The sequence below is a fragment of the Roseivivax jejudonensis genome, from assembly GCF_900172265.1.
Lineage (GTDB): Bacteria > Pseudomonadota > Alphaproteobacteria > Rhodobacterales > Rhodobacteraceae > Roseivivax > Roseivivax jejudonensis.
Window position 1 is genome coordinate 321,737 of the sequence record NZ_FWFK01000002.1, and the last position, 24,172, is coordinate 345,908.

28 protein-coding genes and 1 tRNA gene are annotated in these 24,172 nt (G+C 65.8%); 18 read left to right on the forward strand and 11 right to left on the reverse strand.

Features of this window, described 5'->3' with window-relative positions; translation table 11 throughout:
• Positions 1 to 144: 144 nt before the first annotated feature.
• A complete protein-coding gene (locus ROJ8625_RS06590) occupies positions 145 to 1,209 on the forward strand; it encodes a YihY/virulence factor BrkB family protein (RefSeq protein WP_234984186.1) in 1,065 nt (354 codons plus the stop codon).
• A gap of 211 nt (positions 1,210 to 1,420) precedes the next feature.
• On the opposite strand, the gene ROJ8625_RS06595 is transcribed toward ROJ8625_RS06590, so the two are convergent.
• From ROJ8625_RS06595 to fabD, 3 genes are all read right to left on the reverse strand, one after another.
• Positions 1,421 to 1,654, reverse strand: a complete 234-nt coding sequence (locus tag ROJ8625_RS06595) for an acyl carrier protein (RefSeq protein ID WP_085791084.1) — start codon at positions 1,652 to 1,654, stop codon at positions 1,421 to 1,423.
• Positions 1,655 to 1,887: 233 nt separating this feature from the next.
• Positions 1,888 to 2,625 (reverse strand): 3-oxoacyl-[acyl-carrier-protein] reductase, encoded by a 738-nt coding sequence (gene fabG / locus ROJ8625_RS06600; protein ID WP_085791085.1) that lies wholly within the window; start codon positions 2,623 to 2,625, stop codon positions 1,888 to 1,890.
• A gap of 54 nt (positions 2,626 to 2,679) precedes the next feature.
• Positions 2,680 to 3,618 (reverse strand): ACP S-malonyltransferase, encoded by a 939-nt coding sequence (gene fabD, locus ROJ8625_RS06605; protein WP_085791086.1) that lies wholly within the window; start codon positions 3,616 to 3,618, stop codon positions 2,680 to 2,682.
• Positions 3,619 to 3,801: 183 nt separating this feature from the next.
• Between fabD and ROJ8625_RS06610 the strand changes: the two genes are divergently transcribed.
• Entirely contained in the window at positions 3,802 to 5,034 is a 1,233-nt protein-coding gene (locus ROJ8625_RS06610) for a cytochrome b/b6 domain-containing protein (protein WP_085791087.1), read from the forward strand.
• Between the two features lie 143 nt (positions 5,035 to 5,177).
• Entirely contained in the window at positions 5,178 to 5,627 is a 450-nt protein-coding gene (locus ROJ8625_RS06615; protein ID WP_085791088.1) for a plastocyanin/azurin family copper-binding protein, read from the forward strand.
• A gap of 79 nt (positions 5,628 to 5,706) precedes the next feature.
• Here the strand turns inward: ROJ8625_RS06615 and ROJ8625_RS06620 are convergent, their stop codons facing one another.
• Both ROJ8625_RS06620 and ROJ8625_RS06625 read right to left on the reverse strand, forming a co-directional pair.
• Positions 5,707 to 6,294 carry a YceI family protein gene (locus ROJ8625_RS06620; protein ID WP_085791089.1) on the reverse strand — a complete coding sequence of 196 codons (588 nt, stop codon included), beginning with the start codon at positions 6,292 to 6,294 and terminating at the stop codon, positions 5,707 to 5,709.
• 107 nt (positions 6,295 to 6,401) lie between these two features.
• The gene (locus ROJ8625_RS06625; protein WP_085791090.1) at positions 6,402 to 6,650 is read right to left on the reverse strand and encodes a hypothetical protein; all 249 of its coding nucleotides are present in this window, start codon (positions 6,648 to 6,650) and stop codon (positions 6,402 to 6,404) included.
• Between the two features lie 242 nt (positions 6,651 to 6,892).
• Here ROJ8625_RS06625 and rpsF point away from each other — a divergent pair, with 242 nt between their 5' ends.
• The 6 genes from rpsF to ROJ8625_RS06655 all read left to right on the forward strand — a co-directional run bounded on the left by rpsF (position 6,893) and on the right by ROJ8625_RS06655 (position 10,540).
• Positions 6,893 to 7,252, forward strand: coding sequence for a 30S ribosomal protein S6 (gene rpsF, locus ROJ8625_RS06630; protein ID WP_085791091.1), 360 nt, complete (start codon positions 6,893 to 6,895; stop codon positions 7,250 to 7,252).
• Positions 7,253 to 7,277: 25 nt separating this feature from the next.
• Positions 7,278 to 7,505: a 30S ribosomal protein S18 gene (rpsR, locus tag ROJ8625_RS06635; protein ID WP_037262148.1), complete on the forward strand. Its 228-nt coding sequence runs from the start codon at positions 7,278 to 7,280 to the stop codon at positions 7,503 to 7,505.
• Between the two features lie 10 nt (positions 7,506 to 7,515).
• Positions 7,516 to 8,193 (forward strand): 50S ribosomal protein L9, encoded by a 678-nt coding sequence (gene rplI / locus ROJ8625_RS06640; RefSeq protein ID WP_085791092.1) that lies wholly within the window; start codon positions 7,516 to 7,518, stop codon positions 8,191 to 8,193.
• Positions 8,194 to 8,381: 188 nt separating this feature from the next.
• The gene (locus tag ROJ8625_RS06645; protein WP_159456732.1) at positions 8,382 to 8,762 is read left to right on the forward strand and encodes a helix-turn-helix domain-containing protein; all 381 of its coding nucleotides are present in this window, start codon (positions 8,382 to 8,384) and stop codon (positions 8,760 to 8,762) included.
• A 44-nt stretch (positions 8,763 to 8,806) separates the two neighbouring features.
• Positions 8,807 to 9,508: an autoinducer binding domain-containing protein gene (locus ROJ8625_RS06650; protein ID WP_085791094.1), complete on the forward strand. Its 702-nt coding sequence runs from the start codon at positions 8,807 to 8,809 to the stop codon at positions 9,506 to 9,508.
• A gap of 198 nt (positions 9,509 to 9,706) precedes the next feature.
• Complete coding sequence (locus ROJ8625_RS06655) at positions 9,707 to 10,540, forward strand: acyl-homoserine-lactone synthase (protein ID WP_234984187.1); 834 nt, start codon at positions 9,707 to 9,709, stop codon at positions 10,538 to 10,540.
• A 106-nt stretch (positions 10,541 to 10,646) separates the two neighbouring features.
• Here the strand turns inward: ROJ8625_RS06655 and tig are convergent, their stop codons facing one another.
• Positions 10,647 to 11,978 carry a trigger factor gene (tig, locus tag ROJ8625_RS06660; protein ID WP_085791096.1) on the reverse strand — a complete coding sequence of 444 codons (1,332 nt, stop codon included), beginning with the start codon at positions 11,976 to 11,978 and terminating at the stop codon, positions 10,647 to 10,649.
• 27 nt (positions 11,979 to 12,005) lie between these two features.
• Positions 12,006 to 12,090: transfer RNA gene (locus ROJ8625_RS06665), tRNA-Leu, on the reverse strand.
• Positions 12,091 to 12,368: 278 nt separating this feature from the next.
• Between ROJ8625_RS06665 and ROJ8625_RS06670 the strand changes: the two genes are divergently transcribed.
• Positions 12,369 to 12,869 (forward strand): Hint domain-containing protein, encoded by a 501-nt coding sequence (locus ROJ8625_RS06670; RefSeq protein ID WP_085791097.1) that lies wholly within the window; start codon positions 12,369 to 12,371, stop codon positions 12,867 to 12,869.
• A gap of 14 nt (positions 12,870 to 12,883) precedes the next feature.
• Here ROJ8625_RS06670 and ROJ8625_RS06675 read toward each other — a convergent pair whose 3' ends face one another.
• Positions 12,884 to 14,431, reverse strand: coding sequence for an NAD(P)H-hydrate dehydratase (locus ROJ8625_RS06675; protein WP_085791098.1), 1,548 nt, complete (start codon positions 14,429 to 14,431; stop codon positions 12,884 to 12,886).
• A gap of 165 nt (positions 14,432 to 14,596) precedes the next feature.
• Here ROJ8625_RS06675 and ROJ8625_RS06680 point away from each other — a divergent pair, with 165 nt between their 5' ends.
• From ROJ8625_RS06680 to ROJ8625_RS06700, 5 genes are all read left to right on the forward strand, one after another.
• A complete protein-coding gene (locus ROJ8625_RS06680) occupies positions 14,597 to 14,935 on the forward strand; it encodes a P-II family nitrogen regulator (RefSeq protein WP_085791099.1) in 339 nt (112 codons plus the stop codon).
• Between the two features lie 63 nt (positions 14,936 to 14,998).
• The gene (gene glnA, locus ROJ8625_RS06685; protein WP_085791100.1) at positions 14,999 to 16,405 is read left to right on the forward strand and encodes a type I glutamate--ammonia ligase; all 1,407 of its coding nucleotides are present in this window, start codon (positions 14,999 to 15,001) and stop codon (positions 16,403 to 16,405) included.
• A gap of 350 nt (positions 16,406 to 16,755) precedes the next feature.
• Complete coding sequence (locus ROJ8625_RS06690; RefSeq protein ID WP_085791101.1) at positions 16,756 to 17,484, forward strand: hypothetical protein; 729 nt, start codon at positions 16,756 to 16,758, stop codon at positions 17,482 to 17,484.
• 98 nt (positions 17,485 to 17,582) lie between these two features.
• Complete coding sequence (locus ROJ8625_RS06695; protein WP_085791102.1) at positions 17,583 to 18,398, forward strand: lytic murein transglycosylase; 816 nt, start codon at positions 17,583 to 17,585, stop codon at positions 18,396 to 18,398.
• A 152-nt stretch (positions 18,399 to 18,550) separates the two neighbouring features.
• A complete protein-coding gene (locus tag ROJ8625_RS06700; RefSeq protein WP_143535063.1) occupies positions 18,551 to 19,285 on the forward strand; it encodes a hypothetical protein in 735 nt (244 codons plus the stop codon).
• Here the strand turns inward: ROJ8625_RS06700 and ROJ8625_RS06705 are convergent.
• From ROJ8625_RS06705 to ROJ8625_RS06715, 3 genes are all read right to left on the reverse strand, one after another.
• A complete protein-coding gene (locus tag ROJ8625_RS06705) occupies positions 19,236 to 20,015 on the reverse strand; it encodes a heme-dependent oxidative N-demethylase family protein (RefSeq protein ID WP_085791351.1) in 780 nt (259 codons plus the stop codon). The two genes, ROJ8625_RS06700 and ROJ8625_RS06705, sit on opposite strands and share 50 nt — an antisense overlap.
• A 72-nt stretch (positions 20,016 to 20,087) precedes the next feature.
• Positions 20,088 to 20,687, reverse strand: a complete 600-nt coding sequence (locus tag ROJ8625_RS06710) for a biotin transporter BioY (protein ID WP_085791104.1) — start codon at positions 20,685 to 20,687, stop codon at positions 20,088 to 20,090.
• A gap of 97 nt (positions 20,688 to 20,784) precedes the next feature.
• Entirely contained in the window at positions 20,785 to 21,270 is a 486-nt protein-coding gene (locus ROJ8625_RS06715; RefSeq protein WP_268794685.1) for a DUF6314 family protein, read from the reverse strand.
• Between the two features lie 87 nt (positions 21,271 to 21,357).
• Here ROJ8625_RS06715 and purB point away from each other — a divergent pair, with 87 nt between their 5' ends.
• The 3 genes from purB (at position 21,358) to ROJ8625_RS06725 (ending at position 24,146) form a co-directional block, all read left to right on the forward strand.
• On the forward strand, positions 21,358 to 22,665 hold the full coding sequence (gene purB / locus ROJ8625_RS06720; protein WP_085791105.1) for an adenylosuccinate lyase: 1,308 nt from the start codon (positions 21,358 to 21,360) through the stop codon (positions 22,663 to 22,665).
• A 120-nt stretch (positions 22,666 to 22,785) separates the two neighbouring features.
• Positions 22,786 to 22,944, forward strand: coding sequence for a chitin-binding domain-containing protein (locus ROJ8625_RS20610; RefSeq protein WP_200813292.1), 159 nt, complete (start codon positions 22,786 to 22,788; stop codon positions 22,942 to 22,944).
• A gap of 140 nt (positions 22,945 to 23,084) precedes the next feature.
• On the forward strand, positions 23,085 to 24,146 hold the full coding sequence (locus ROJ8625_RS06725) for a flagellar motor switch protein FliG (protein WP_085791106.1): 1,062 nt from the start codon (positions 23,085 to 23,087) through the stop codon (positions 24,144 to 24,146).
• Positions 24,147 to 24,172: the final 26 nt, after the last annotated feature.

The window sequence follows — 24,172 nt, forward strand, 5'->3', positions numbered from 1 at the left end:
GCGCCGGGCCGATGCGCTGCGCGACGTTCTTGCCACGAATACATCCTGATTCCCGGCTGAAATTCGCCTTGTGTGCTCCTCTGCACTACCATTCGCGCAACGGCGGGTCCTCGCACCCGCAGACGGTACAGAGGACCACGTTACATGAGCGACACCACGCCCGACGCCCGCATGACCGCCTCCGCGCGGCGCGACGCCGTGCCGGGTCATCGCGGCGCCGTCCACGCGGAACGCCCGCGTCACATTCCCGGTCGAAGCTGGTGGCGCATCCTCAAATCGGTCGGTCAGCACGTGGTGGAGCACAACATCTCGGTCATCGCGGCCGGCGTTGCATTCTATACGCTGCTCTCGATCTTCCCTGCCTTCACCGCCTTCATCTCGCTCGCGGGCTATGTCCTCGATCCGTCGGACCTCACCGCGCAACTCGAACAGCTCGTGTCTCTGCTGCCGCAGGATGCCGCGCGGATCATTCAGGACCAGGTGCTGGAGGTGACGGGCGGCGACCAGACAGCCACCGGTCTGGCGGCGCTCCTAGCGTTGTCGCTGGCGCTCTACGGCTCCGTGCGAGGGGTAAAGACGCTTATGGCCGGCATGAACGTCGCCTACGGCGAACGGGAAAAGCGCAACATCATCATGCTGAACCTCTGGGCCATCGCGCTGATGATCGTGCTGATCGTGGGCGTCGCCCTCGCGCTGAACGCGATCGTCGTCATTCCGGCGGTCATGAGCTTTATCGGCCTGAGCTTCGGGCTCGACATCCTTCTGCGGGTGCTCAAATGGGTGATCCTGTTCGGCCTCGTCGTATTCGGGCTGTCGCTGCTCTACCGCTTCGCGCCGTCGCGGCGGCAACCGAAATGGCGCTGGGTGTCGCCGGGCGCGCTCGTCGCGGCGATCCTTTGGATGGTCGGCACGATCGGCTTCTCGATCTACGTCCAGAACTTCGGCAGCTACAACGAGACCTACGGCACGCTCGGCGGGGTCATCATCCTGCTGACCTGGCTCTGGCTCTCTGCCTTCATCGTGCTGCTCGGGGCAGAGTTCAACGCCGAGATCGAACATAACACGAGCGTCGACACGACCGTCGGGCGAGACCGTCCGATCGGCAAACGCGGAGCGGTCAAGGCCGACACGGTGCCCGAGGACATGAGCGCCGAATCCGCTGAACGAGACGGCTCCGATCCGTATGCCGAAAGGTCGAGCGCCTCGTGACCCGACGCGAAGGCGGGTGGAACGGCCTGCGACCCGGACATGGCACCTGACCGGTCGTGGGGCGATAGCCTGTCACCGGAGGATGTCGCGCCATTCAGACAAGCGCACCGGACACCGTGCGAACCGGACCGACCGCCCGAAACGCGACGGGGCGGATCCCGTTTCCAGGATCCGCCCCGCGCGGTCGTGAACCTGATGCCCTTTCAGGCCGTCAGGTCGCGTCCTTGATGAACTTCACGGCGTCGCCGAAGGTCTGGATGGTCTCGGCCGCATCGTCGGGGATCTCGATCCCGAACTCCTCTTCGAAGGCCATGACCAGCTCGACCGTGTCGAGGCTGTCTGCGCCGAGGTCGTCGATGAACGAGGCGTTCTCGACCACCTTCTCTTCCTCGACGCCGAGATGCTCGACCACGATCTTGCGCACGCGATCTTCGATGTCGCTCATGTTGTCATCCTCACAATGCTTTCGGACCTCTCGGGCCCTGTCTTCCCTTGCCCTTGGCGCGGGCCGTTCCTGTCGTGCCCGTCACCGGGCGGCGCCTCTCCCGCGCTGTCCCCCGGGGGCGAGGGTCCGGGACATTGACCCGGAAAATGCAGTCCCGGAGCCAAAGCTGCGAGCGCCTATAGCACATGGATCGGTGATGGCAAACGCTTTCCCCGGCAGCGTTTCGGGCCTCGTTACAGCATGGCCATGCCGCCGTTCACATGGAGTGTCGCACCCGTCACGTAGCCCGCCTCGACGCTCGAAAGATAGAGGACCGCCGCCGCGATCTCGGTCGGCGTTCCCATCCGGTCGACCGGGATCTGCGACAGGAGCTGCGCCTTCTGATCCTCAGTGAGCTTGTCGGTCATCGCCGTCTCGATGAAGCCCGGCGCGATGACGTTCACGGTCACGCCGCGGCTCGCGACTTCCTTGGCGAGCGATTTCGACATGCCGACGAGACCGGCCTTCGCAGCGGCGTAGTTCGCCTGACCGGGGTTGCCCGTCGCGCCGACGATCGAGGAGATATTGACGATGCGGCCCCAGCGCGACTTCATCATGCCGCGCAGCATGCCTCGCGTCAGGCGGAAGGCCGCCGTCAGGTTCACGTCCATGACTTGCGTGAACTCGTCGTCGGTCATCCGCATGAAAAGGTTGTCGCGGGTGATCCCGGCATTGTTGACGAGGATGTCCACCCCGCCCATAGCCTCGGCCGCCTGTTTCGGCAGTGCCGCGATCGCATCCGGATCCCCGAGGTTGCACGGCAGGACATGGGCGCGTCCGCCGAGCGTTTCGGCCAGCTCCTTGAGCGGTGCCTCACGCGTGCCCGAGAGCCCCACGTCGGCGCCCGCCTCGCACAGGGCTTGCGCCACGGCGCCGCCGATGCCGCCCGAAGCGCCTGTCACCAATGCACGCTTTCCGGTCAGGTCGAACATTGTCTCACTCCCTCTGAACTCGTATCGCCGCGGGTCGGGCGAGAGCCGACGGTCTCAGCCCTGCGCCGCCGCGGCAGCGGCGACATCGTCGGGCGTGCCGACGTTGCGCGTGGCGAGATTGCGATCGATGCGCTTTGCCATGCCCGACAACGCCTTGCCTGCGCCGACCTCCCAGATCTCGGTCACACCCTGTCCGGCCATCCACGCGACACTCTCGCGCCAGCGCACGGCCCCGGTGATCTGCTGCACGAGCAGCTCGCGGATCGTCTCGGGGTCCGATACCGCCTCTGCCCGCACGTTGGGCACGACCGGCACGCTCGGACCCGAGATCGTCGCCTGCGCCAGCGCCTCTTTCATGATCCGGGCCGCAGGCTCCATCAGCGCGCAGTGGAACGGCGCAGAGACCGGCAGCATCATCGCCCGCTTCGCGCCCTTGTCCTTGGCGATGCCGACCGCGCGTTCGACCGCGGCCTTGTTGCCGGAGACCACGACCTGTGCGGGATCGTTGTCGTTCGCGGCCTCGCAGACCTCGCCCTCGGCGGCCTCCTGCGCCACGGCGCGCACCGTCTCGAGGTCGAGCCCGAGGATCGCGGCCATCGCGCCGGTGCCGACCGGCGTTGCCTCCTGCATCGCGCGACCGCGAATCCGCAGAAGCCATGCGCAATCGGTCAGGCTGAGCGCGCCGGCGGCGGCGAGGGCGGAATATTCGCCGAGCGAGTGCCCTGCGACGAATGCGGCATCGGTGACCTTCACGCCCTCGGCCTCGAGCGCGCGCAGAGCCGCGATCGATGTCGCCATGAGCGCCGGCTGGGCGTTCTGCGTCAGGGTCAATGTCTCGATGTCGCCGTCCCAGATCAGCGCGGAGAGTTTCTCCCCGAGCGCATCGTCGATCTCGTCGTAGACCGCGCGCGCCGCGGGGTACGCATCGGCGAGGTCGCGACCCATTCCGATGGTCTGGGCACCCTGTCCAGGGAAAACGAAGGCTCGGCTCATTGCGGGCATGTCTCCTCTACCGGCATCGCTGGAGCCGTCCCTTAGCGTTTTGAATGCGTTGGCGCAACGGATCGGCACAGATCCTGTGCGCTCGGCGCGATTGAGCCGAGGGTCCGTTTCGCTATGTCACGGCAGTGGTCGGGAATGCCGATCCGATGCCGGTCAAAACACGGAGGACTCGCCATGGCCGTCACTGACTTCGACGTCTCGAACGACACCGATCGCTACGGCGCTGTCGCGAAATTCTTTCACTGGTCGATCGCGCTCGGAATATTCGCCAATCTCGCGCTCGGCTTCATCGCCGCCTTCGTGCCGACCGACACGAGCGGACAGGTGGCGTTGAAAACGTCGCTCTTTTCGACGCACAAGACACTTGGGATCGTGATCTTCGCGCTGGCTCTCGCCCGGATCCTCTGGGCCCTGAGTCAGCCGAAACCCGCCCCGCTGCACCCCGAGCGCCGCGCCGAGACGCTCGCGGCCGCCACCGTGCATTGGCTGCTATACGGCAGCCTCGTTCTGGTGCCGCTGTCGGGCTGGATCGGTCACGCCGCGAGCGAGGGCTTCGCTCCGATCTGGTGGCCGCTCGGACAGGGCTTGCCACTCGTCCCGAAATCGACCGCGCTGGCGGAAACGGCATGGGCCGTGCACTTCGTGTTCATGTGGGTCCTTGTCGCGTCGGTGGCGCTGCATGTGGCCGGCGCACTGAAGCACCATGTGGTCGATCGCGACGCCACGCTTCGGCGCATGTGGCCCGGTGGCACGCGGGCCGGACACCCGGCGACCGCACACCAGCCGCACGCGCTTCCGGCGGTACTGGCCGTCGCGCTCTGGGCCGTGGCGCTCGGGATCGGCAGCATGGCGGGCCTGTTCCGGCAGGACGCGCAGGCGGCCGAACCGGCCGCGCTGGACGAGGTCGCGTCCGATTGGGTGGTCCAGGACGGCGAGCTTGCGATCGCCGTCATCCAGATGGGCGACGAGGTGAGCGGCGCGTTCTCCGACTGGACCGCCGACATCGACTACGAGCCCCGCGACACTCCGGGACCGGCAGGATCGGTCACCGTGCGGATCAATCTCGGCTCGCTTGCGCTCGGCTCCGTCACCGATCAGGCGACCAATCCCGCGTATCTCGCGGCCGAGGAATATCCCACGGCGACCTTCGAGGCCAATCTCGTGCGCACCGACGACGGGCACGTGGCCGAAGGCACGCTCACCCTGAAGGGCGAGACGGTGCCGGTCACCCTGCCCTTCGACCTGACGCTTTCGGATGACACGGCCGAGATGAGCGGTGCCACGACGCTGGACCGGCGCAACTACGGGATCGGCCAGAGCATGGAAGACGAGAGCCAGGTGGGTTTCGACGTCGAGGTGCGCGTGGCGCTGACCGCGGAGCGGTCCGAGGGCGGCTCCGCCGACTAGGCAACCTGCTTCACCCGCGCCGGACCGCTTGCGTCCGGCGCGGGACCGGTGCGACATGCGGGCACTCTGCGACAGGCTGCCTCTGGCAACGGGCAGGCGTCATGCTTTTTTCCGAAGCATCACACAGAGCAACGGAGAAAAGCATGAAAAAGCTCGCAGTTTCCGCCGCGGCACTCCTCGCATTCGCCGCCCCGGCGGCGGCCGAGGTGATCGAGGTCGAGATGCTCAATCGCACCGAGGACGGCCGCAACATGGCCTTCAGCCAGGAACTGATCATGGCCGATGTCGGCGACGTCATCCGCTTCGTCCCGACCGATCGCGGCCACAATGCGCAGACCGTCGAGGGCGCGATTCCGGACGGTCAGGAGGGCATCAAGGGCCGCATCAACGAGGCTGTGGAATACGAGGTCACGGAGCCAGGCGTCAGCGCCATCATCTGCCTGCCGCACGTGACGCTCGGCATGGTGGCGGTTGTCGTCGCCGATGGTGATCTGTCGAACGCCGACGCCGTGCGCGATGCGCAAATCCGCGGTCGCTCGGGGCAGAAGGTCGATGAACTCCTGTCGCAAGCCGAGGCCGACCTCGGCAGCTGAACGCGACACGATCGACCCGAAAGAAAAGCCCCGGCAGCATCTGCCGGGGCTTTGTCATTCCGTCGCGCTGGTGTGCCGCTCAGCTCTCGCTGGCTTCGGCCTGCATCGCCTCGACCGAAAGCTCCACCTGCACCTCGTCGCTCACCGCGGGGGCGAAGGCGCCGACGTTGAAGTCAGACCGCAGAAGCGTCGTGGTTGCCGAGAATCCGGCCCACGGCTCGCCTTCCATCGGGTGCTCACCCGCCTGGTTCAGGACCGCGTCCAGAACGATCTCCTGCGTGACGCCGTTCATCGTCAGGTCGCCGGTTATCTCAGCGGTATCCTCGCCGGTCACTTCGATGCCCGTGGAGGTGAAGGTCACCATGTCCTCTTCGGTTGCGCCAAAGAAGTCGTCCGACATCAGGTGCTCGAAGCGCGCTTCCCACCCGGTCATCATCGAGCGCACCGGGAACGACACCTCGACGCTAGAATTGGCGGGATCTTCCTGATCGAACATGATCTCGCCCTCGAAGCCCGAGAACATGCCGTAGCCCGTGGAGAAGCCGAGATGGTCGTAGTGGAACACGATCTGGCTGTGCGAGCTGTCGAGCGTGTAAGGCACCGGCTCGGCGAGCGCGGCACCGGCGGGCAGAAGCGTGATGGCGGCGATAGTGACGAAACGGTTCATGGTGAGACCTCTCTGTTGCTGTCAAAAACCTGGCAGAGAGGTGCGTCCCGATCCTCGCCGATCAATGCTGCGGCGCGTCACATGTTCTGTGAGCAATTGAACAGACGTCAGTGCCGGGCCCGCGACAGTCCGATCAGCCCCAGCCCGCCGAGCGCCATGAACGCGGTCAGCCCGAGCTTGAACAACATCAGCGCCGGCAAATCCGGGTGGCGCGCCGGCACGGCCCAGAGCGCCAGCGCCGCGGCGACGAGGCCCGCCCCGACGACGAGAAACACGACACGATGCAGCGCGTGGGCCGGAGCCTCGGCCTCCGCCTCTTCGGGCGAACGATGCGGATCGTTGGCGACATGCGACATGGACGGCTCCTCGATTTCCGTACGGTCAACAATCGAGGGTCAAATCGGCAACAATCGGGCGCGATCCGGGCACGCGATGGACGCGCCCGTGACGGTGATGCGCCGCCCCTTGCGTCATGGCACGAGGCGTGTATACGGGCGGCTCCCTTCGCATCCGATGTGAACCGCGCAGTCTCTCGTGGGCAGGCGCGAAGGGTGGATCGCCTGTCCTTTGAAATGCGCCAGAATGATACGGAGACCGCATGCCGCTGTACGAGCATGTCTTTATCTCGCGTCAGGACCTGTCCAACGCACAGGCCGAGGGCCTGATCGAACACTTCTCCTCCATCCTCGCAGACAACGGCGGCACGCTCGTCGACAGCGAGTACTGGGGCGTAAAGACCATGGCCTACAAGATCAACAAGAACCGCAAGGGGCATTACGCCTTCCTGCGCACCAACGCGCCCGCCGAGGCGGTGCAGGAGATGGAGCGCCTGATGCGGCTGCACGACGACGTGATGCGCGTGCTCACGATCAAGGTCGACGAGCACGAGGAAGGCCCCTCGATCCAGATGCAGAAACGCGACGAGCGCGACGACCGTCGCCGCGACCGCCGCAACTGATCGCCAGAGAGTAGGAGCCCAACCCATGGCAGCAAAACCGTTTTTCCGCCGCCGCAAGGTCTGCCCGTTCTCCGGCGAGAACGCGCCCAAGATCGATTACAAGGACACCAAGCTGCTGCAGCGCTACGTGTCCGAGCGCGGCAAGATCGTGCCCTCGCGCATCACCGCCGTCAGCTCCAAGAAGCAGCGTGAACTGTCGCGCGCGATCAAGCGCGCCCGTTTTCTCGCGCTGCTCCCCTACGCCGTGAAGTAAGGAGAGGACCATGCAAGTCATTCTGCTGGAACGCGTGGCCAAGCTCGGGCAGATGGGCGACGTCGTCGACGTCAAACCCGGCTACGCGCGCAACTTCCTTCTGCTTCAGGGCAAGGCGCTGACCGCGTCGAAGGAAAACATCGCCCGCTTCGAAGCCGAGAAGGCGAACCTCGAGGCGAAGAACCTCGAGTCCCGCAAGGAGGCCGAAGCGGTCGGCGACAAGCTCGGCGGTGAACAGTTCATCGTGATTCGCCAGGCGTCCGACGGAGGCAACCTTTACGGCTCCGTGACGACGCGCGACGCGGCCGATGTCTGCAAGGAGGCCGGCTTCGACGTCGACCGCAAGCAGGTCATCATCCGCACGCCGATCAAGGAGCTGGGCCTGCACGAGGTCGAGGTGCACCTGCACCCCGAGGTGATCGTCGAGGTCACGCTGAACGTCGCACGGTCGCCCGAAGAGGCGGAGATCCAGAAGGCCGGCAAGTCGATTCAGGAGGTCGCGGCCGAAGAAGAGGCCCAGGCCGAATTCGAGATTTCCGAGCTGTTCGACGATATCGGCGCGGCCCAGCTCGACGAGCTGGAGACCGATGTCGAGCAGGCGTCGGACGAACCGGCCGTCCAGGAAAAGGACGAACTCGACGCTCGCCTCTCACGCGACGAGACCGCGAGCGACGACAGCGATCGCTGAGCGCTGGATCAATTTTGCTACAATTTCGGCCGTCCCGCCCTCGGGGCGGCCGATTTCGTTCAAAATCATGGACTTTGCCGGGGACGAGAACAGTCTGTCACCCCACAAACGGGTGCGAGCCGCAAACCTTTGGCTTGAAAAATTTCGCAAATTATGGCGGGTTAACACCACCAAAGAGCGAGAGACCAGTGAATTCAGTAGATAAATGTATCGGTGCGCGTGTTCGCGCGCAGCGCCAGGCGCGCGGGCTAACGCAGCGCGACCTGGGTGAGCGCCTCGGCGTGCGGTTTCAACAGATCCAGAAATACGAGAGCGGCCAGAACCGGATTTCGGCCGCCCAGATGTGGCGAATCGCCAGCGTGCTGGACGTTTCGATCACCCACTTCTTCGAGAAGCTGGAAATCGAGACCCCGGACGATGCGGCAGAGCGCACGACACCGCCGCTCACGCCCTCGCAGACACGCGAGCTTGCCAGCATCTTTACCAATTTGGACACATCTCAGCGTGAAGCTGTCATGGCGTTCTTGCGTTCGCTTGCAACGGGCAAGGAAAACGTGACACCATCTTAAAGGAATAATCTGGGCAAACTTTTGCCGCGATCGCGTGGAAGGGTATGAGCCTTACGGAACACAAATCCAACGGCACCCGCGAGGACCACGTGATCGATTTCCTGAAGCGGATCTGCGATCAGCACGGGCTGGACGACGCGGCCTATGCTGGCGCAAATCCGATCTCCGGGCGCCTGCATGGGTTCATGACCTACGCTCCTGATTGGCAGGCGCACTACGCGAAGAACCAGTTCCACCGGATCGACCCGACGCTGATCGAGGCGCGGCGGAGCATTGCGCCCGTCGACTGGACGCGCCTCGAACCCTCCGAAAACTTTGACAAGGTGTTTCGCGACGCCCATGACTTCGGCATCGGAAGCGTGGGAATGACGATCCCCGTCCGTGGTCCATTGGGCGATGTCGGAAGCCTCAGCGTCACGTCGAAGCTCCCGCGCGAAGAGTGGATGAAGCTGCGCAAAGAGGTCGTCCATTACCTCCAGACCTACGCGGTGAACATCCACGACCAGGTGATGCGCGAAGACAAGCTGATGAGCGCGTTGACCGATCACGCGCTCTCCACACGCGAGGTGGAGATCCTTCAATGGATCGCCGCCGGCAAGAGCCAGAGCGACATCGGCGATATCCTGTCGATCTCTCACCGTACGGTCGAGGTTCACCTGCGCTCCGCGCGGACGAAACTCAACGCTCTGACGACCGCTCAGGCCATCGGCCGAGCCATCGCACGCGGGCTTATCTACCCGGAATAATTGCGACTCCGCGACGTCACGGCACTTGTACGGGATTCCCCGAATAGTGCCCTGTCAAGATTCATCTATGGTTAATCCCATCGTTCGGCCTGAACACTCCGGGTCGGATATCGAAACACTCATGGGATTAAGGGGTTAGCCATGATCATCGTCGTCGACGCACTCAACAAAAACCGATTCAAAGACGTTATGGAGGACATGTTCCGCTTGAGAGCGCGTGTCTTCGGAGAGCGGCTCGGCTGGGACGTGACCATCGAAGACGGCATGGAGCGCGACCAGTTCGACGATCTGGATCCGGCTTATGCAATCGGTCTCGACGATGACGGCAACGTGGTGTCCTGCGTCCGGGCGCTGCAGACCACGGGTCCGCACATGCTGTCGGATGTCTTCGCCGACATCCTCGACGGCGAGCCGCCGATCCGCGACCCGCACATGTGGGAATCGACGCGGTTCTGCGTTGACACCAAGCGCCTGACCAGCGGCACCGGCCGCCACAGCGTGTCGCACGCCACCTGCGAGTTGATGATCGCCTCGCTCGAATCGGCCATGGACGCCGGCGTGACGGATATCGTCACGGTGATCGATCCGGTCATGAACCGCGTGCTGAAGCGGTCTGGCAATGCGCCCTACGACTATGTCGGCAAGACTGTCCCGATGGGCAAGGTGCCGGCGATGGCCGCGCTTCTCGATGCCACGCAAGAGCGCGTCGACGCGATCCGCACGTTTTCTGGCATCGAGACCAACGTGTTCATGACCGATGCCGAAGCCCGCGAACTGCGCGACTCGACGGTCGCCAAGCGCGCCGCCGACGCAGAACCAGCGCCGGCTGCCGACGCTCCGGACGCCGGGGTTTCGAGCGCCGACAGCGCCAAGCTCGAAGAGCTGATCAGCTACTGCCGCGATCAGATGCTGACCGCCCGCACCAAGTCCGAGAAGAACGCGGCACTGCGCCTTGTCACCTCGATAACCTCCACGCTTCCGGCCGCACAGCGCGATCGGCTGGAAGCGGCGCTCAAGACCGCCACGGTCTGAGCGCGCCTCACTCACGGTCACACGCGCAAACACGGAACAGAGAACAAGAAAACGGCGGCTCGAATTACCGAGCCGCCGTTCGTCGTTCTAGATCATTCGCGGCGGATCAGACCGCGTCGAGCTCGTCGAGCAGCTTCTGCAGCTCTTCCTTGGACAGCTCGTTCTCCGTTACCTGCGCCTTTTCGAGGATCACGTCCACGACCTTGTCCTCGAAAATCGGCGCACGCAGCTGCTGCTGCATCTGCTGGTTCTGCCGCACGAAGTCGAAGAACTGGCGCTCCTGCCCCGGATACTGCCGCGCCTGGTTCATGATCGCCTGGGTCATCTCGGCATCGGTGACCTGAACCTCTTCCTGATTGCCGATCTCGGCGAGCAGGAGCCCGAGGCGCACGCGGCGCTCGGCCAGCGACGTGTGCTCTTCGGTCGGTTCGATCTCGCCATGGTCGTGGCCGTGATCGTCCGGGTTTTCCTCGTGGTGGAGTTGGTGCGCGATCTGCTTGGCCTCGGCCTCCACAAGGCTCGGCGGCAGGTCGAACTGGACCTTCTCGTCGAGCACGTCGAGCAGGCGGCGCTTGACCACCTGGCGCGCGGCGCCCTGATACTCAGCCTCGAGCCGTTCGCGGATCTGACCCTTCAACGCTTCGAGATCCTCTGCCCCGAACTTCTTGGCCAGTTCATCGTCGATCTCTGCCGCGACGGGCTTCTTCACCGCCTTGACTGTCACGTCGAAGGTCGCGTCCTTGCCTGCGAGGTTCTCGGCCCCGTATTCGGCCGGGAAGCTGACCTCGACGGTCTTTTCCTCGCCGGTCTTCACGCCGACGAGCTGCTCCTCGAAGCCGGGGATGAAAGAGTTGGAGCCCAGAACAAGGGGATAATCCTCGGCGGCGCCGCCCTCGAACGGCTCACCGTCGACCTTGCCCACGAAGTCGATGACGACCTGGTCGCCGTCCTTGGACTTCACGTTGTCCTGCCGGTCCTTGTAGTCGGTCGCGGTCTCGGCAAGGTTCTTGAGCGCCTCGTCGACATCCTCGTCCGACGCCTTCGCCACCGGCCGCTCGACCGAGATGTCGGTCAGGTCGATCTCGGGCACGTCGGGAAGCTTCTCATAGTTCATCTCGACATGAACGTCGTCGCCTTCCTTCCAGTCCTCGTTGGTCATCTTGACCTCGGGCTGGAGCGCCGGGCGATCGCCGGTATCCTCGAAATGCTGGCTCATTGCGCCATCGATGGCTTCCTGCATCGATTCGCCGAGAAGCCGCTGACCGAACTGCTTCTTCAGCAGGGCCATCGGCACCTTGCCCTTGCGGAAGCCCTTCATCTCGACCGAGGGCTGCGCCTCGGCGAGCTTCTCGTTCACCTTCGCATCGAGTTCGTCGGCGCTCAGCTTGATCGCGTAGCCGCGCTTGAGTCCGTCGTTCAGGGTCTCGGTGACCTGCATCTTGCGTATTGTCCTTCCGTCATCTCGTGGTGCGGGTGAAGGGACTCGAACCCCCACGCCTCGCGGCGCCAGAACCTAAATCTGGTGCGTCTACCAATTCCGCCACACCCGCGAAAACCTGCGCGGGCGCCCCACATGGGTCGCGGGTGCCCGATTGCGGCGCTCTCTAGCAAAGCGGGATGACGAGCGCGAGCGGAAAATCCTGCACTCATAGGGCGCCGGGCGAGCCTTCGCGCGCGCCGGACGCGCTGCATCGCTCGCGGGTCACGGTGATGCATCGCAGTTGCAGTGCGCCGTGCCGTGGGAACCTTTGCGCACAAAGCCACGACTTTAACCCGATGTTGCCGTAGTTTTCGGAAAAAACGAGGCAGGAACAGCAGGATTGCGCCCATGGAACCGAAAACGGTCCGGCGCGGAGCGGGGGCCCGTGTGCCACGGCCCGGCTCCGTCGATGCCATTCACAACGCCCTGATCGCGGGCACCGAGGTCTTCACGCTCGACGGCACGCTGCCGGTCGAGGTGCTCGTCCCAGGCGATCGCGTCATCACCCGGGACGCCGGCGCCGTCGCGCTGCGCGAGGTGCGCCACCGGCACGCGGCGCTGCCGCTCGTCCGGCTGCGCGCAGGCTCTCTCGGCAATGCGCGGCCCGATCGCGATCTGGTCATGCCTGCCCGGCAGGAAATCCTCGTGCGCGACTGGCGCGCCAGCGCGCTGTTCGGACGGGCCCAAGCGCTCGTCGCCGCCCGCCGCCTCTGCGACGGGGAGTTCGTCTCGGAGATCGGCACGTGCGACGTTTCCGTCGTCGAGCTCGTCTTCGACGCGCCGCACATCGTCTATGCCGACGGGCTCGAGGTCGCGGCCGGCGCGCCCTGCCCCGCCACCGTGGCCTGATCCCCGGCTTCGGCTCAGACGCCGAGCTCGCGCAGCACTCCCGGCAGCATGCCGCACAGATCCTCGGCAATCAGGCCGGGCCCGAACCGACGCGCGCATTCCACATGCAACCAAGCGCCGGTGCCGGCAGCCTCGAGCGGGGCGATCCCGCGCGCGAGCAGCCCGGCGATCAGCCCCGCGAGCGTGTCTCCAGCGCCGGCGGTGGCGAGCCACGGAACCGACCGCTCGTAGACCGCCGCGTTCACGAGAACGCGGCCATCCGGCGCGGCGATCACCGTGTCCGCCCCCTTAAGCAGAACGACCGCGCCGCACCGGACGGACGCCGCGCGCGCGGCGTCGATGCGCGAGGCGGCCGGTCCCGACTCTGGCGTGCGCTTCAGATCCTCGGCGATATCGGGAAAGAGCCGCGCGAATTCGCCCATGTGCGGGGTCAGGACGCACCGCGCGTGAAGCTTGGAGAACAGCCGGTCAGGCGCGTCGGCAAACGCCGTCAACGCGTCCGCGTCGAGAACGGTCGCGCGCCCGGATGCAAGCGCGGCGGGAACAAGGGCGTGCGCACGCTCCGACCCGAGGCCCGGACCGAGGCAAAGAGAATTCAATCGGGGATCCTCGAGTGCCGTGTCGAGCGCCTCTGCATCATCGACCCGGCGCAGCATCACCGCCGTTTCGTGCATCGCCACTTCGAGTTGCGCCGCGCCCGGCACGCCAAGGGTCACGAGCCCCGCCCCGATGCGCAAAGCGGCGCGTGCCGACAGCCGCGCCGCGCCGGTTCGCCCGGCACCGCCCGTCAGCACCAGCGCATGACCATGATCATACTTGTGCCCCGGCCGTTTCGATACCGCTGCGAGGGTGTCCGGTTCGACGAGCCGCGCCGGCCGAGCCCCCGGCGCCGTGGCCGCCTCCAGCCCGATATCGACACGCGCGAGCTGCCCGCAGGCCGTCGGTCCGTCGCTTAGGATGTGCCCCGCCTTCCGACGGTGGAACGTCACCGTAAGGTCCGCGGCCGTGCGCGCCTCGGGCGCGGCATCGCCCAACCAGCGCCCACTGTCGCTGCACCAGCCACTCGGCATGTCGATGGCAACGACCCGTGTCTCTGGATCACGCGCCGCGGCGCCAAGCTGTCGCGCCACTGCCGACAGGGTGAACGGGCGGGACAGGCCGGTCCCGAAGAGCGCATCGATCCAAAGCACTTCGCCGTCCACGGCCGGCGGCGCGATGGCCGCGTCCTCGAGCGCGCGCACCTCCCCGCGCTCGCGCCAGAGGTCATGGTTCGCCCGCGCATCCGGCGGTAGAGCGTCGGCCCGGCCGAGAAGGTACAGGTCGATCGTCCAGCCCCGCGCCGCGAGCAGCCGCGCGACGACGAAGCCGTCACCGCCGTTGTTGCCGGGCCCGCACAGCACCACCGCGCGGTGCGCACCTGCGGCAAGATCCGGCCACTTCGCCAGTACGGCGTCCACCGTCCCGGCCCCTGCCCGCGCCATCAATTCCGCCCCGGTCACGCGCCCTGCCTCGATGTCCGTACGCTCTGCCGCGCTCATTTCCGCCGCTGTCAAAAGCTCCATGCACCACCCGATTCAATTCTGATTATTTCTTGTGCGCATCGCACAAAAAATGATCCCACCGTCATTTCACGCTGGCGTGCATCCGTCACTGCCGCTTCTGTCGGATTGTGACGCTCCGGCAGACATGGTCTGACCGCGGAGGCACGGATGAGGGAGACACGCGCCATGAAGAAAATCGAGGCGATCATCAAGCCTTTCAAGCTCGACGAGGTGAAGGAAGCGCTTCAGGAGGCGGGCATCCAGGGGCTGTCGGTCGTCGAGGTGAAGGGCTTCGGGCGACAGAAGGGGCATACGGAACTCTATCGCGGTGCCGAATACGTGGTCGACTTCCTGCCGAAGGTGAAGATCGAGGTGGTGCTCGACGACGATCTTGTCGATCGCGCGATCGACGCGATCGTCGCCGCAGCGAAGACCGACAAGATCGGCGACGGCAAGATCTTCGTCACGCCTGTGGAGCATGCCATCCGCATCCGGACCGGCGAAACCGGCTCCGAGGCGCTCTGACCCCCTGCCTCGCCAACGACCAATCACACCAAGATTTTCCTACGACAGAGAAGGATTCCATCGATGAGCAAGAGTGACGTTCTCAAGCTGATGAAGGACGAAGACGTCGCCTACGTCGACATCCGCTTCACCGATCCGCGCGGCAAGCTGCAGCACGTGACGCTGATGCACGATCAGGTCGACGAGGACTTCCTCGAAGAAGGCTTCATGTTCGACGGCTCGTCGATCGCCGGCTGGAAGTCGATCGAGGCCTCGGACATGAAGCTGATCCCCGATCCGGACAGCGCCTACATCGATCCGTTCTACGCCGAGAAGACGCTCTGCCTGCACTGCACCGTGGTCGAGCCGGACACCGGCGAACCCTACGAGCGCGATCCGCGCGGCACGGCGCTGAAGGCGGAGGCCTACCTCAAGGCGTCGGGCATCGGTGATACCGCCTATTTCGGCCCGGAGGCCGAGTTCTTCATCTTCGACAACGTCCGCTACTCGAATTCCATCAACAAGGTTTCCTACGAGGTCGATGCCATCGACGCGTCGTGGAACACCGACACCGAGTACGAGATGGGCAATACCGGTCACCGCCCCGGCGTGAAGGGCGGCTACTTCCCGGTGAACCCGGTCGATCACGGGCAGGATCTGCGCTCGGAAATGCTGTCGACGATGGCGCGCATCGGCATGAAGGTCGACAAGCACCACCACGAGGTGGCGTCGTGCCAGCACGAACTTGGCCTGATCTTCTCGACCCTGACCGATCAGGGCGATCAACTGCAGAAGTACAAGTACGTCATCCACAACGTTGCCGAGGCCTACGGCAAGTCGGCGACCTTCATGCCCAAGCCGATCTATGGCGACAACGGCACCGGCATGCACTGCAACATGTCGATCTGGAAGGACGGCAAGCCGCTCTTCGCGGGTGACAAGTACGCGGACCTGAGCCAGGAAGCGCTGTGGTTCATCGGCGGCATCCTCAAGCACGCCAAGACGCTCAACGCCTTCACCAACCCGTCCACGAACTCCTACAAGCGCCTGATCCCGGGCTTCGAGGCACCGGTTCTGCGCGCGTTCTCGGCCCGGAACCGTTCGGGCTGCGTCCGGATCCCGTGGACCGAGAGCCCCAAGGCCAAGCGCGTCGAGGCCCGCTTCCCCGATCCCTCCGCGAACCCCTACCTGTGCTTCGCGGCACTGCTGATGGCTGGTCTCGACGGAATCTCGAACAAGATCGACCCGGGCGAGGCGATGGACAAGAACCTCTACGATCTGCCGCCGGAAGAGCTCGAGGGCATCCCGACCGTCTGCGGGTCGCTGCGCGAGGCACTGGACTCGCTGAAGGCAGACCACGCCTTCCTGCTGGCCGGCGACGTCTTCACCAAGGATCAGATCGACGGCTACATCGACCTGAAGATGGAAGAGCTCGAACTCTACGAGCACACGCCGCACCCGGTCGAGTTCGGCCTGTACTACAGCTGCTGACCGTTTCCGGAACGAAAGAAATTCGCGGGGCGCTCCTTTTCGGGGCGCCCCGTTTCCGTTCGGCCCCCCTGACCCCTGCCGGTTGCCGGACCCTCTTGCAAAAGCCGCAATTGCAGATCTGCACGGCAGCGGCTCAATTGTGGCGAAACCCGGACAGAGCCAAGCGGGATGCGACGGATCTGGGCCAATTTGGGCAAAGGCGCCGGAACTGTGGCATCCGCCGCGAAAATGCGCCACTTGCGGCGGAAAATGCCGCTTTGGGTGACCCTGCGTTTCACAATTAGGGCGCGAATCCCCCGCAACTTTGTCTCATCGCGACACATCAGAGACGCGCCACGGAGACAGAAGCCATGACCGCTATTGCTGCCCAGACCGAAACCGTCCTGCCCGAACGCGCCTCCCTCGTCCTGGGAGCCGACCTCCACCTGACCGTGCATGCCCTGACCGACCTGATCGCGGTCTGCCTGCCCGAGATCGATGTCGACGGGGGCACGCCCGTTCGCACGCAGACCGGCCTGCACGTCGAGACCGAGAGCTTCGATCTCCGACTGTCGGTGGGTACCCTCGGGGGATCGAACCGCCTGACGGTGGAACTCGTCGCCCGCGATCCCGCGGAAACGGCACAGGCCTGCGTGCAGGCCCGCCTCGCGAAACTCGTTTGGTACATGCTGGCGCGCGTTCCGGCCACGCATGTGGAATGGCTCGATGCCGCCGTCGCGCTGCCGCGCGCCGCGTTCCTGTCGGCATTGGAGCCCGAGCCGACGCCGTCGCGCCCGGTCGCGCCGCGTCGGACGGTGGCGGCGCCGTTGCGCCGCACCGCACGTCCCGCCCGTGTGCGCCGTCTCGTGCGGCCGCAGCGCACGGTGCCCGACGAACAAGGCGCCACGCATCGCCACGACTCGCACGTCCAGGCTTTCGAGCGGCACCTGCGCGCCGAAGTCCTGCGAGACGCCTCTCCTGAAGAAGTCGCGGCCCTGCGCTCCGACAACGAGAACCTGGCCCCCTTTCCCGGCCGAACGGCCGTTTCGGTCAGCATCGCGGCCTGCGTTGCGGCGATCGGGGTCTTCCTGCCGCTGTGAGTCGGTCACGCCGGCGTGCTTCGCCGGCGTTCCGCCTTAACGGTGGAACGATTCGGCGCTACCGTCGTTGGCCAACGGCTTTCAGACAGGAGACCTCGATGCGCCGAATACTCACCGCGCTTTGCCTCACCCTCGTTTCGGCACCCGCGGCCTGGTCCGCTCAATGCATCACGAGCCAAGGCGCGTTCGGAAGCTACAAACAGGGTCTCGCCCAGGAAGCCGCCGCTGCCGGCGTCGGCCAGCGCGGCATGCAGGCGCTGCAGGGCGCACAACTTTCGGGCATCACCTGGCGGTTCGAATCGCAGCCCTCGAGCCAATCTGGCGTGTCCTACGGCGATCCGGCCAACTTCCTCGCGAAGCGGTCCGGCGGATCGGCTCAGGCCTTCATCAACCAGGTGTCGAACCGAATCCAGCGCAACGCCAACCTCTTCTCCTCGCTCGAGCGGACCTACGGCGTCCCGGGAAGCGTGCTGGCGACGATCTGGGGGCTCGAGACGAGCTTCGGCGGCTACCTCGGACGCACGCCGGTCGTCGGCGGCGCCGTGACGCTGGCCTCCTACTGCCGGCGCCATCCCCGGTTCGAGAGCCACGCCATCGCCGCGCTGCAGCTCGTGGACCGCGGCGTCATCACGCCCTCGACCCAAGGCGGCCCGTCGGGCGAGCTGGGCCACATGCAGTTCCTTGCCGGTAACTGGGCGCGCTTCGGCGTCGATGCCAACGGCGACGGACGGGCCGACCCCTACAACGCCGTCGACGCGCTGGCCTCGGCCGCGAATCTGCTGCGCAGTAATGGCTGGCAGCCGGGTCAGCCCTTCGGACAGGGCACGCGCAACTTCAACGTGCTTTCCGCTTGGAACGACAGCGGCAATTATCAGCGTGCCATCGCCTACGCCGCGGAGCGCATCGGCGGCTAATTGCCGGTTTTTCGCGTTATTGTCCTGAATCATGCCGTTTCACCGCCGGCGCCGCACGAAGCGGCCGCCGGCGGACACAATCTCTCCTCAAACGCGAATTAACCTTGATCTCAGAAGCGCCCGCAAAGGGCCGGTCCCGAGGTCGAGAAGCCATGTCGCACGTTGTACGTCCCTATGCCGCCCTGCTGCTACCCGACCCCGCCGGGCCGGATCTGAGCGCAATGCTGCGCGGCGCCGCCGAGGCGCTTCGCGATCTCGACGGCGGTCCGGACGCCGTGCGCATCTCGCGCTCCCGGTCGGCCGCTGCGGGCGCGACGACTATCGTGCGTGCCGTCGTCTCCGGAAACCGCATCGTGTTCGAACTGGCCGGCCGGCCCGGCCGCTCGCGCCTGTCGCGGCGCCGCGCGGCCGAAATCCTGTCAGGTGTCGTCCATCGCGTCCTGCCGATGGTCGAGGCGCAGCACGTCGAGTGGTTGAGCCCGAGCAGCGCGCTCACTCCCGAGGAGTTCCTCGCGGCGCAAAGCTACACGTCGAGCCGCCGGGCCCCGCCCGCCGCGCCGACGAAAGGTCCTGAAGTGTCGAACGTCACCCGTCTGCCGGTGACTCCGCGCCGCATCCCCGAGCCGCCGGCGCCCGAAGCCCCGGAATCCGAGACCGCCTTGAGCCCGACGCAGACCACCGATCTGCGCGCGCAGGCGGCGAGCTGGTCGCTCACGGCGACGATCGCGGCGTTGTGCATGCCGGTCGCCCTGATCCTCGCCGCGACGCATGCGTTCCGCGGATCGGATTTCCGTCTGTCGGCGCATGTCCTGACGCTTTCGGCGACAGGGACGGTGCTCAATCAGGCCGGAGCGTTCCGGCCGGAGCTTCTTCTGGCCGCTCTCTGACACCGGGCACGTCCGCACGCTCCAGCATGTAGGTGTGGATCGTGAACACGACCGCCCGCGTCTGCGGCAGCCGGACGAGGCACTGCCGTTCCGTCCGCAGATAGTCCGGCGCTTCTCGGCTCCATTTCGGGCGCGTCGCCGGCGGATCGGGCTGATAAAGCGTAGGATCCGCCGTCCAGAGTTCGTTGCAGCGCCAGAGCGGTCGACCCACGCCGATCCCATCGAACAATCGCTGCACCCGCCGTGCGATATTCCCGTCGTAGTCCGGGACCGGATCGTGGATCGTCGTCAACGGGTGGCCGATCTTTTCCGACAGGCGCCACCGCGCGGGAAAACAGAGCATCGCCGCGGTCAGAACGTGCTCTGCGGCATCCTCACCACGCTCCAGCACGCACACATCCTCCTGCACGAGCCGTCCCAGCGTCGCGAGCGGATCGTCGCGATCGAGCGCGACGGCGTTGTCATCCGGACGCACGACGTGATCCGCAGCGACTTTGTACCCATCGGGAAGCGCCGCGACGATCGCCTCCAGAGCCTCGAGCACCGCGGGCCGTGCCCCGGGTCGTTCCGCAAGGACGGCATCGCGGTCGGTCTCGATCAGGCGGGCGCGTTCGGCCATCTGTTCGGCAAACGCATCATCCGTCACGATCCAGGGCTCCGAGAGTGGCTGGATCCCCGGCAGACGCGGGCGCTCGGCCGGATCGTAAGGCAGATGCCGTTGCAGGATCATCGTGTGCTCCGAACGAAAACGGCGCGGCAGGCCGTGGCCGCCGCGCCGTGCATCGATCAAGTGGCGCCCGGATCAGCCGCGCGCGCGGCCGACGAGCTTCCAGGCGGCGGGCAGCAGCACCGCGGCCAGTGCGAGCTTCAGCGCGTCACCGACGAGGAACGGCGTCAGGCCCCACTGCAGGATTGGCTGGTCCCAGCCGTAGAGCATCCCGAGCCAGATCAGGCCCGGCACGTAGATCAGGACGTTGCCGAGCAGCATCGCGCCCGCCATCTTCGGCGCCGACCGGTCCCAGCCGCGACGGGCGAGCGCGCCCAGAAGCACGGTCGCGGCCACGTAGCCCGCGAGGTAGCCGCCGGTGCCACCCATCATGTAGGCGATGCCGCTCGACTCTGCGCCGGAGCCCGCGAACACGTTGAGACCGAGGGCGCCGAGCGCCATATAGCCGAGGATCGTCACGAGACCGAGCCGCGCACCGTAAGCGGCCCCGAGCGTGAGCACGGCGAACGTGCCCATCGTGATCGGCACGGGCCACATCGGAACGCGGATCTTCGCCGCGGCGGCGAGGAACGCGATGCCGAGAACGACTAGCGCCGCCTGCTTGAGACGCAGGCCCGCGCCTTCGGTCGCGCCGAAGGTCTCGGCCAGCACGTTGCGGTGGGTTGCGGTGGTCATTCGGACAGCCTCCTGGTCCTTGTCGTTCCGGTTCGTTCCGTTCTGCCCGAGCCGCCGGCATCCGGCAAGGGCTTAGCGCCGGTCCCGAGGGTCGCGGTCAGGCCGCGCCGGGCGCGTTCCCGTTGGTTTTCTCGCGGACGAACAACGTTTCCATCCGGTAGTCCTTGCGCGGGCCGCTGACCTCCCACGTCACGCCCCAGACCGGCCAATCGGCGAAATCGTAGACGACCGCGTAGCGATCAGGATCGCACAAGTGAACCGCCTCCGGCGAGGTCAGGCCCAGCGGGATGGCGTGGAACGGGCGGCCGTCGTCGAACGCGATCTCGATGCTGCCCGCGCCTTCGCGCCAGAGGTAGCTGCGCGTGCCGGGGATCGGCTTCTGGCCAGGCAGATGCATGGTCACCTGCTCGTCGTAGCGCAGCGCGTCCTGTTCGGGAATGAAACAGACCCGGCCCTCTGCATGGCCGGACATTGCGTGCATACGGTCGGTGATACGGCGGCTCAACCTCCACGTGCCCACGAAGTCACGCAGACCCGCCGGCAGACGCGCGAGGGCGCCCAGGGGATCGGCTCTTCGGTTCACGGCTTAGGGACCGTCACTTGTTCGCGCATACCACCAAGTCTATGACCGCGGCTGTTCGGTCAACAACCTGTGAGAGGTCCGGTTCCCATGATCCCCCGTTATTCCCGCCCCGACATGGTCGCGATCTGGGCACCGGAGACGAAATTCCGCATCTGGTTCGAGATCGAGGCGCATGCCTGCGACGCGCAGGCCGATCTCGGGGTGATCCCCCGCGAGAACGCCGAAGCGGTGTGGACGGCGGACGGCGTGGCGTTCGATGTCTCCCGCATCGACGAGATCGAAGCGGTGACCAAGCACGACGTCATCGCGTTTCTCACCCACCTCGCCGAAATCGTCGGCGCGGACGAAGCCCGATTCGTGCATCAGGGCATGACATCGTCGGATGTGCTCGACACCACCTTCAACATCCAGCTCACGCGCGCCGCCGACATCCTGATAACGGACCTGGAGGCGCTTCTCGCCGCGCTGAAACGCCGGGCGCTCGAGCACAAGGATACGGTGCGGATCGGGCGCAGCCACGGCATCCATGCCGAGCCGACGACGATGGGCCTGACCTTCGCGCGCTTCTACGCCGAGATGGACCGCAACCTTCAGCGCATGAAAATCGCCCGGCAAGAGATTGCTACCGGGGCCATTTCCGGCGCTGTCGGTACCTTTGCGAACATCGATCCCGCGGTCGAAGCGCATGTGTGCGACAAGCTCGGCCTCATCCCCGAGCCAATCTCGACCCAGGTCATTCCGCGAGACCGGCACGCCGCGTTCTTCGCGACACTCGGCGTCATCGCGTCCTCGGTCGAGAACCTCGCGACCGAGATCCGCCACATGCAGCGGACCGAGGTTCTCGAGGCCGAGGAGTTCTTCTCTGCCGGCCAGAAGGGCTCGTCGGCGATGCCGCACAAGCGCAACCCTGTCCTCACCGAGAACCTGACCGGGCTTGCACGGCTCGTCCGGTCGATGGCGTTGCCCGCGATGGAGAACGTCGCGCTCTGGCACGAGCGCGATATTTCGCATTCGTCGGTGGAGCGAAACATCGGCCCGGACGCGACCGTGACGCTTGATTTCGCGCTCGCGCGCCTGACGAATGTCGTCGAGAAACTGGTGGTTTATCCCGAACACATGATGCGCAACATGAACCAGTACAAAGGTCTGGTCATGTCGCAGCGAGTGCTTCTCGCGCTGACGCAGAAGGGCGCGAGCCGGGAGGCCGCGTATGCGATGGTGCAGCGGAATGCGATGAAGGTCTGGGAGGAAGGACGCGACTTCCAGACCGAACTCGCGGCCGATCCCGAGGTGACCGCGATCCTGTCGCAGGACGAGATCGCCGAAAAATTCGACCTCGGCTACCATACCAAGCATGTCGACACGATCTTTGCCCGGGTGTTCGGAGAGGACTGAGCCGTGAAATGATGCAGCGGCGGGTCAGACTGCGCGGCGTGCCGCCGCAGGATCCATCGTTTCTTTGACGCTGCGTCATCAGACGTTATCTTTCGTCCATTGCAGCAAGGAGGACGGAAGATGACGATCAAGACACTTCTCGCCGCCGCGGCCCTCACGGCCGCCTCGGCCCTCTCGGCCAGCGCGAGCTGCAGCTGGGGCCAGCAGCAGGCGATGTCCTGCGGCGAAGGCATGACCTACGATCGCGAGAGCGGTTCCTGCGTAACCGTGACCGGCTGATCTGCCAGCGATACGAACACCGACAGGCGGCTCTTGGGAGCCGCCTTTTTCATGCGCGGGCCGAGCACGCTGCAAGCCTTCGTTAAGCTCGTTCCGATACCGAGACCGCATCCGACAGAATTCGCGATGCTCAAGAGCTCATGACCGTTCCGCGCCCGCTCGCCGCCTTGCCCGGACCCGTGGCCGGTCGGCCCGACCGCCTGACCCGCAAGGCGAAGGCCGCCATCATTGTGCAGTTCATCCTCAACGAGGGCGCCGACGTCCCCCTGTCGTCGCTCCCCGATCCCTTGCAGGAAGAGTTGACCCACGCGCTCGGCGCGATGCGCTATGTCGATCGCGCCACGCTCGACGCGGTGATCCAGGAGTTTTCCGACGAGCTCGAATCCGTCGGCCTGTCCTTTCCCGGCCATGTCGCCGGCGCGCTCGATCAGCTCGACGGCCGGATCAGCGCGCACACCGCGCGCCGCCTGCGCAAGGAGGCCGGCGTGCGGCAGCTGGGCGATCCGTGGGATCGCATCGGCGGACTTCCGGCCGAGCGCATCGCGGAGTTCGTGGCCTCCGAGAGCGTTGAGGTCGCCGCGGTCCTGATGTCCAAGATCAACGTGACGAAGGCCGCGCAGGTGCTTGGTCGCCTGCCCGGTCCGCTTGCGCGACGCATCACCTACGCCGTGTCCAAGACGTCGGCGATCACGCCGGACACGGTGGACCGGATCGGCCTGGCGATCGCCGCGCAGATCGATGCCGAGCCTGCTCGCGCCTTCTCTGCGACGCCGGTGGACCGTGTCGGCGCGATCCTGAACTACTCCGCCGACCGCATCCGCGACGACGTGCTGACCGGGCTCGACGAACAGGACAGCGCCTTTGCCGAGGCGGTGCGCAAGGCGATCTTCACCTTCGTGAACATCCCCGAAAGGATCGCCGCGGCGGATGTGCCAAAGATCACGCGGGAGGTCGCAAGCGACACGCTCGTCACCGCCATGGCCGGCGCCCGGTCCGAAGAGATGGCGCCGGTGGTCGATTTCCTTCTCGACAACATGTCGAAACGCGTCGCAGGCGGCCTGCGGGAGGAGATCGCGGACCGGCCGGTGCCGAAGGCGAAAGAAGCCGAGGACGCGCAACGCGCGGTCATCGACGCGATCCGGCGGCTGGTCGAGTCCGGCGAGGTCCAGTTCGTCGAGCCGGAGGACGAGGCGGCCGAGTGACGGCGCGCGCGGATGCCGCGCTTGTG

Bases quoted from the DNA above. Each gene is read 5' to 3' on its own strand.
- ROJ8625_RS06590 (WP_234984186.1), top strand. From the start codon at position 145: ATGAGCGACACCACGCCCGACGCCCGCATGACCGCCTCCGCGCGGCGC.
- ROJ8625_RS06595 (WP_085791084.1), bottom strand. From the start codon at position 1,654: ATGAGCGACATCGAAGATCGCGTGCGCAAGATCGTGGTCGAGCATCTC.
- fabG (WP_085791085.1), bottom strand. From the start codon at position 2,625: ATGTTCGACCTGACCGGAAAGCGTGCATTGGTGACAGGCGCTTCGGGC.
- fabD (WP_085791086.1), bottom strand. From the start codon at position 3,618: ATGAGCCGAGCCTTCGTTTTCCCTGGACAGGGTGCCCAGACCATCGGA.
- ROJ8625_RS06610 (WP_085791087.1), top strand. From the start codon at position 3,802: ATGGCCGTCACTGACTTCGACGTCTCGAACGACACCGATCGCTACGGC.
- ROJ8625_RS06615 (WP_085791088.1), top strand. From the start codon at position 5,178: ATGAAAAAGCTCGCAGTTTCCGCCGCGGCACTCCTCGCATTCGCCGCC.
- ROJ8625_RS06620 (WP_085791089.1), bottom strand. From the start codon at position 6,294: ATGAACCGTTTCGTCACTATCGCCGCCATCACGCTTCTGCCCGCCGGT.
- ROJ8625_RS06625 (WP_085791090.1), bottom strand. From the start codon at position 6,650: ATGTCGCATGTCGCCAACGATCCGCATCGTTCGCCCGAAGAGGCGGAG.
- rpsF (WP_085791091.1), top strand. From the start codon at position 6,893: ATGCCGCTGTACGAGCATGTCTTTATCTCGCGTCAGGACCTGTCCAAC.
- rpsR (WP_037262148.1), top strand. From the start codon at position 7,278: ATGGCAGCAAAACCGTTTTTCCGCCGCCGCAAGGTCTGCCCGTTCTCC.
- rplI (WP_085791092.1), top strand. From the start codon at position 7,516: ATGCAAGTCATTCTGCTGGAACGCGTGGCCAAGCTCGGGCAGATGGGC.
- ROJ8625_RS06650 (WP_085791094.1), top strand. From the start codon at position 8,807: ATGAGCCTTACGGAACACAAATCCAACGGCACCCGCGAGGACCACGTG.
- ROJ8625_RS06655 (WP_234984187.1), top strand. From the start codon at position 9,707: ATGTTCCGCTTGAGAGCGCGTGTCTTCGGAGAGCGGCTCGGCTGGGAC.
- tig (WP_085791096.1), bottom strand. From the start codon at position 11,978: ATGCAGGTCACCGAGACCCTGAACGACGGACTCAAGCGCGGCTACGCG.
- ROJ8625_RS06670 (WP_085791097.1), top strand. From the start codon at position 12,369: ATGGAACCGAAAACGGTCCGGCGCGGAGCGGGGGCCCGTGTGCCACGG.
- ROJ8625_RS06675 (WP_085791098.1), bottom strand. From the start codon at position 14,431: ATGGAGCTTTTGACAGCGGCGGAAATGAGCGCGGCAGAGCGTACGGAC.
- ROJ8625_RS06680 (WP_085791099.1), top strand. From the start codon at position 14,597: ATGAAGAAAATCGAGGCGATCATCAAGCCTTTCAAGCTCGACGAGGTG.
- glnA (WP_085791100.1), top strand. From the start codon at position 14,999: ATGAGCAAGAGTGACGTTCTCAAGCTGATGAAGGACGAAGACGTCGCC.
- ROJ8625_RS06690 (WP_085791101.1), top strand. From the start codon at position 16,756: ATGACCGCTATTGCTGCCCAGACCGAAACCGTCCTGCCCGAACGCGCC.
- ROJ8625_RS06695 (WP_085791102.1), top strand. From the start codon at position 17,583: ATGCGCCGAATACTCACCGCGCTTTGCCTCACCCTCGTTTCGGCACCC.
- ROJ8625_RS06700 (WP_143535063.1), top strand. From the start codon at position 18,551: ATGTCGCACGTTGTACGTCCCTATGCCGCCCTGCTGCTACCCGACCCC.
- ROJ8625_RS06705 (WP_085791351.1), bottom strand. From the start codon at position 20,015: ATGATCCTGCAACGGCATCTGCCTTACGATCCGGCCGAGCGCCCGCGT.
- ROJ8625_RS06710 (WP_085791104.1), bottom strand. From the start codon at position 20,687: ATGACCACCGCAACCCACCGCAACGTGCTGGCCGAGACCTTCGGCGCG.
- purB (WP_085791105.1), top strand. From the start codon at position 21,358: ATGATCCCCCGTTATTCCCGCCCCGACATGGTCGCGATCTGGGCACCG.
- ROJ8625_RS20610 (WP_200813292.1), top strand. From the start codon at position 22,786: ATGACGATCAAGACACTTCTCGCCGCCGCGGCCCTCACGGCCGCCTCG.
- ROJ8625_RS06725 (WP_085791106.1), top strand. From the start codon at position 23,085: ATGACCGTTCCGCGCCCGCTCGCCGCCTTGCCCGGACCCGTGGCCGGT.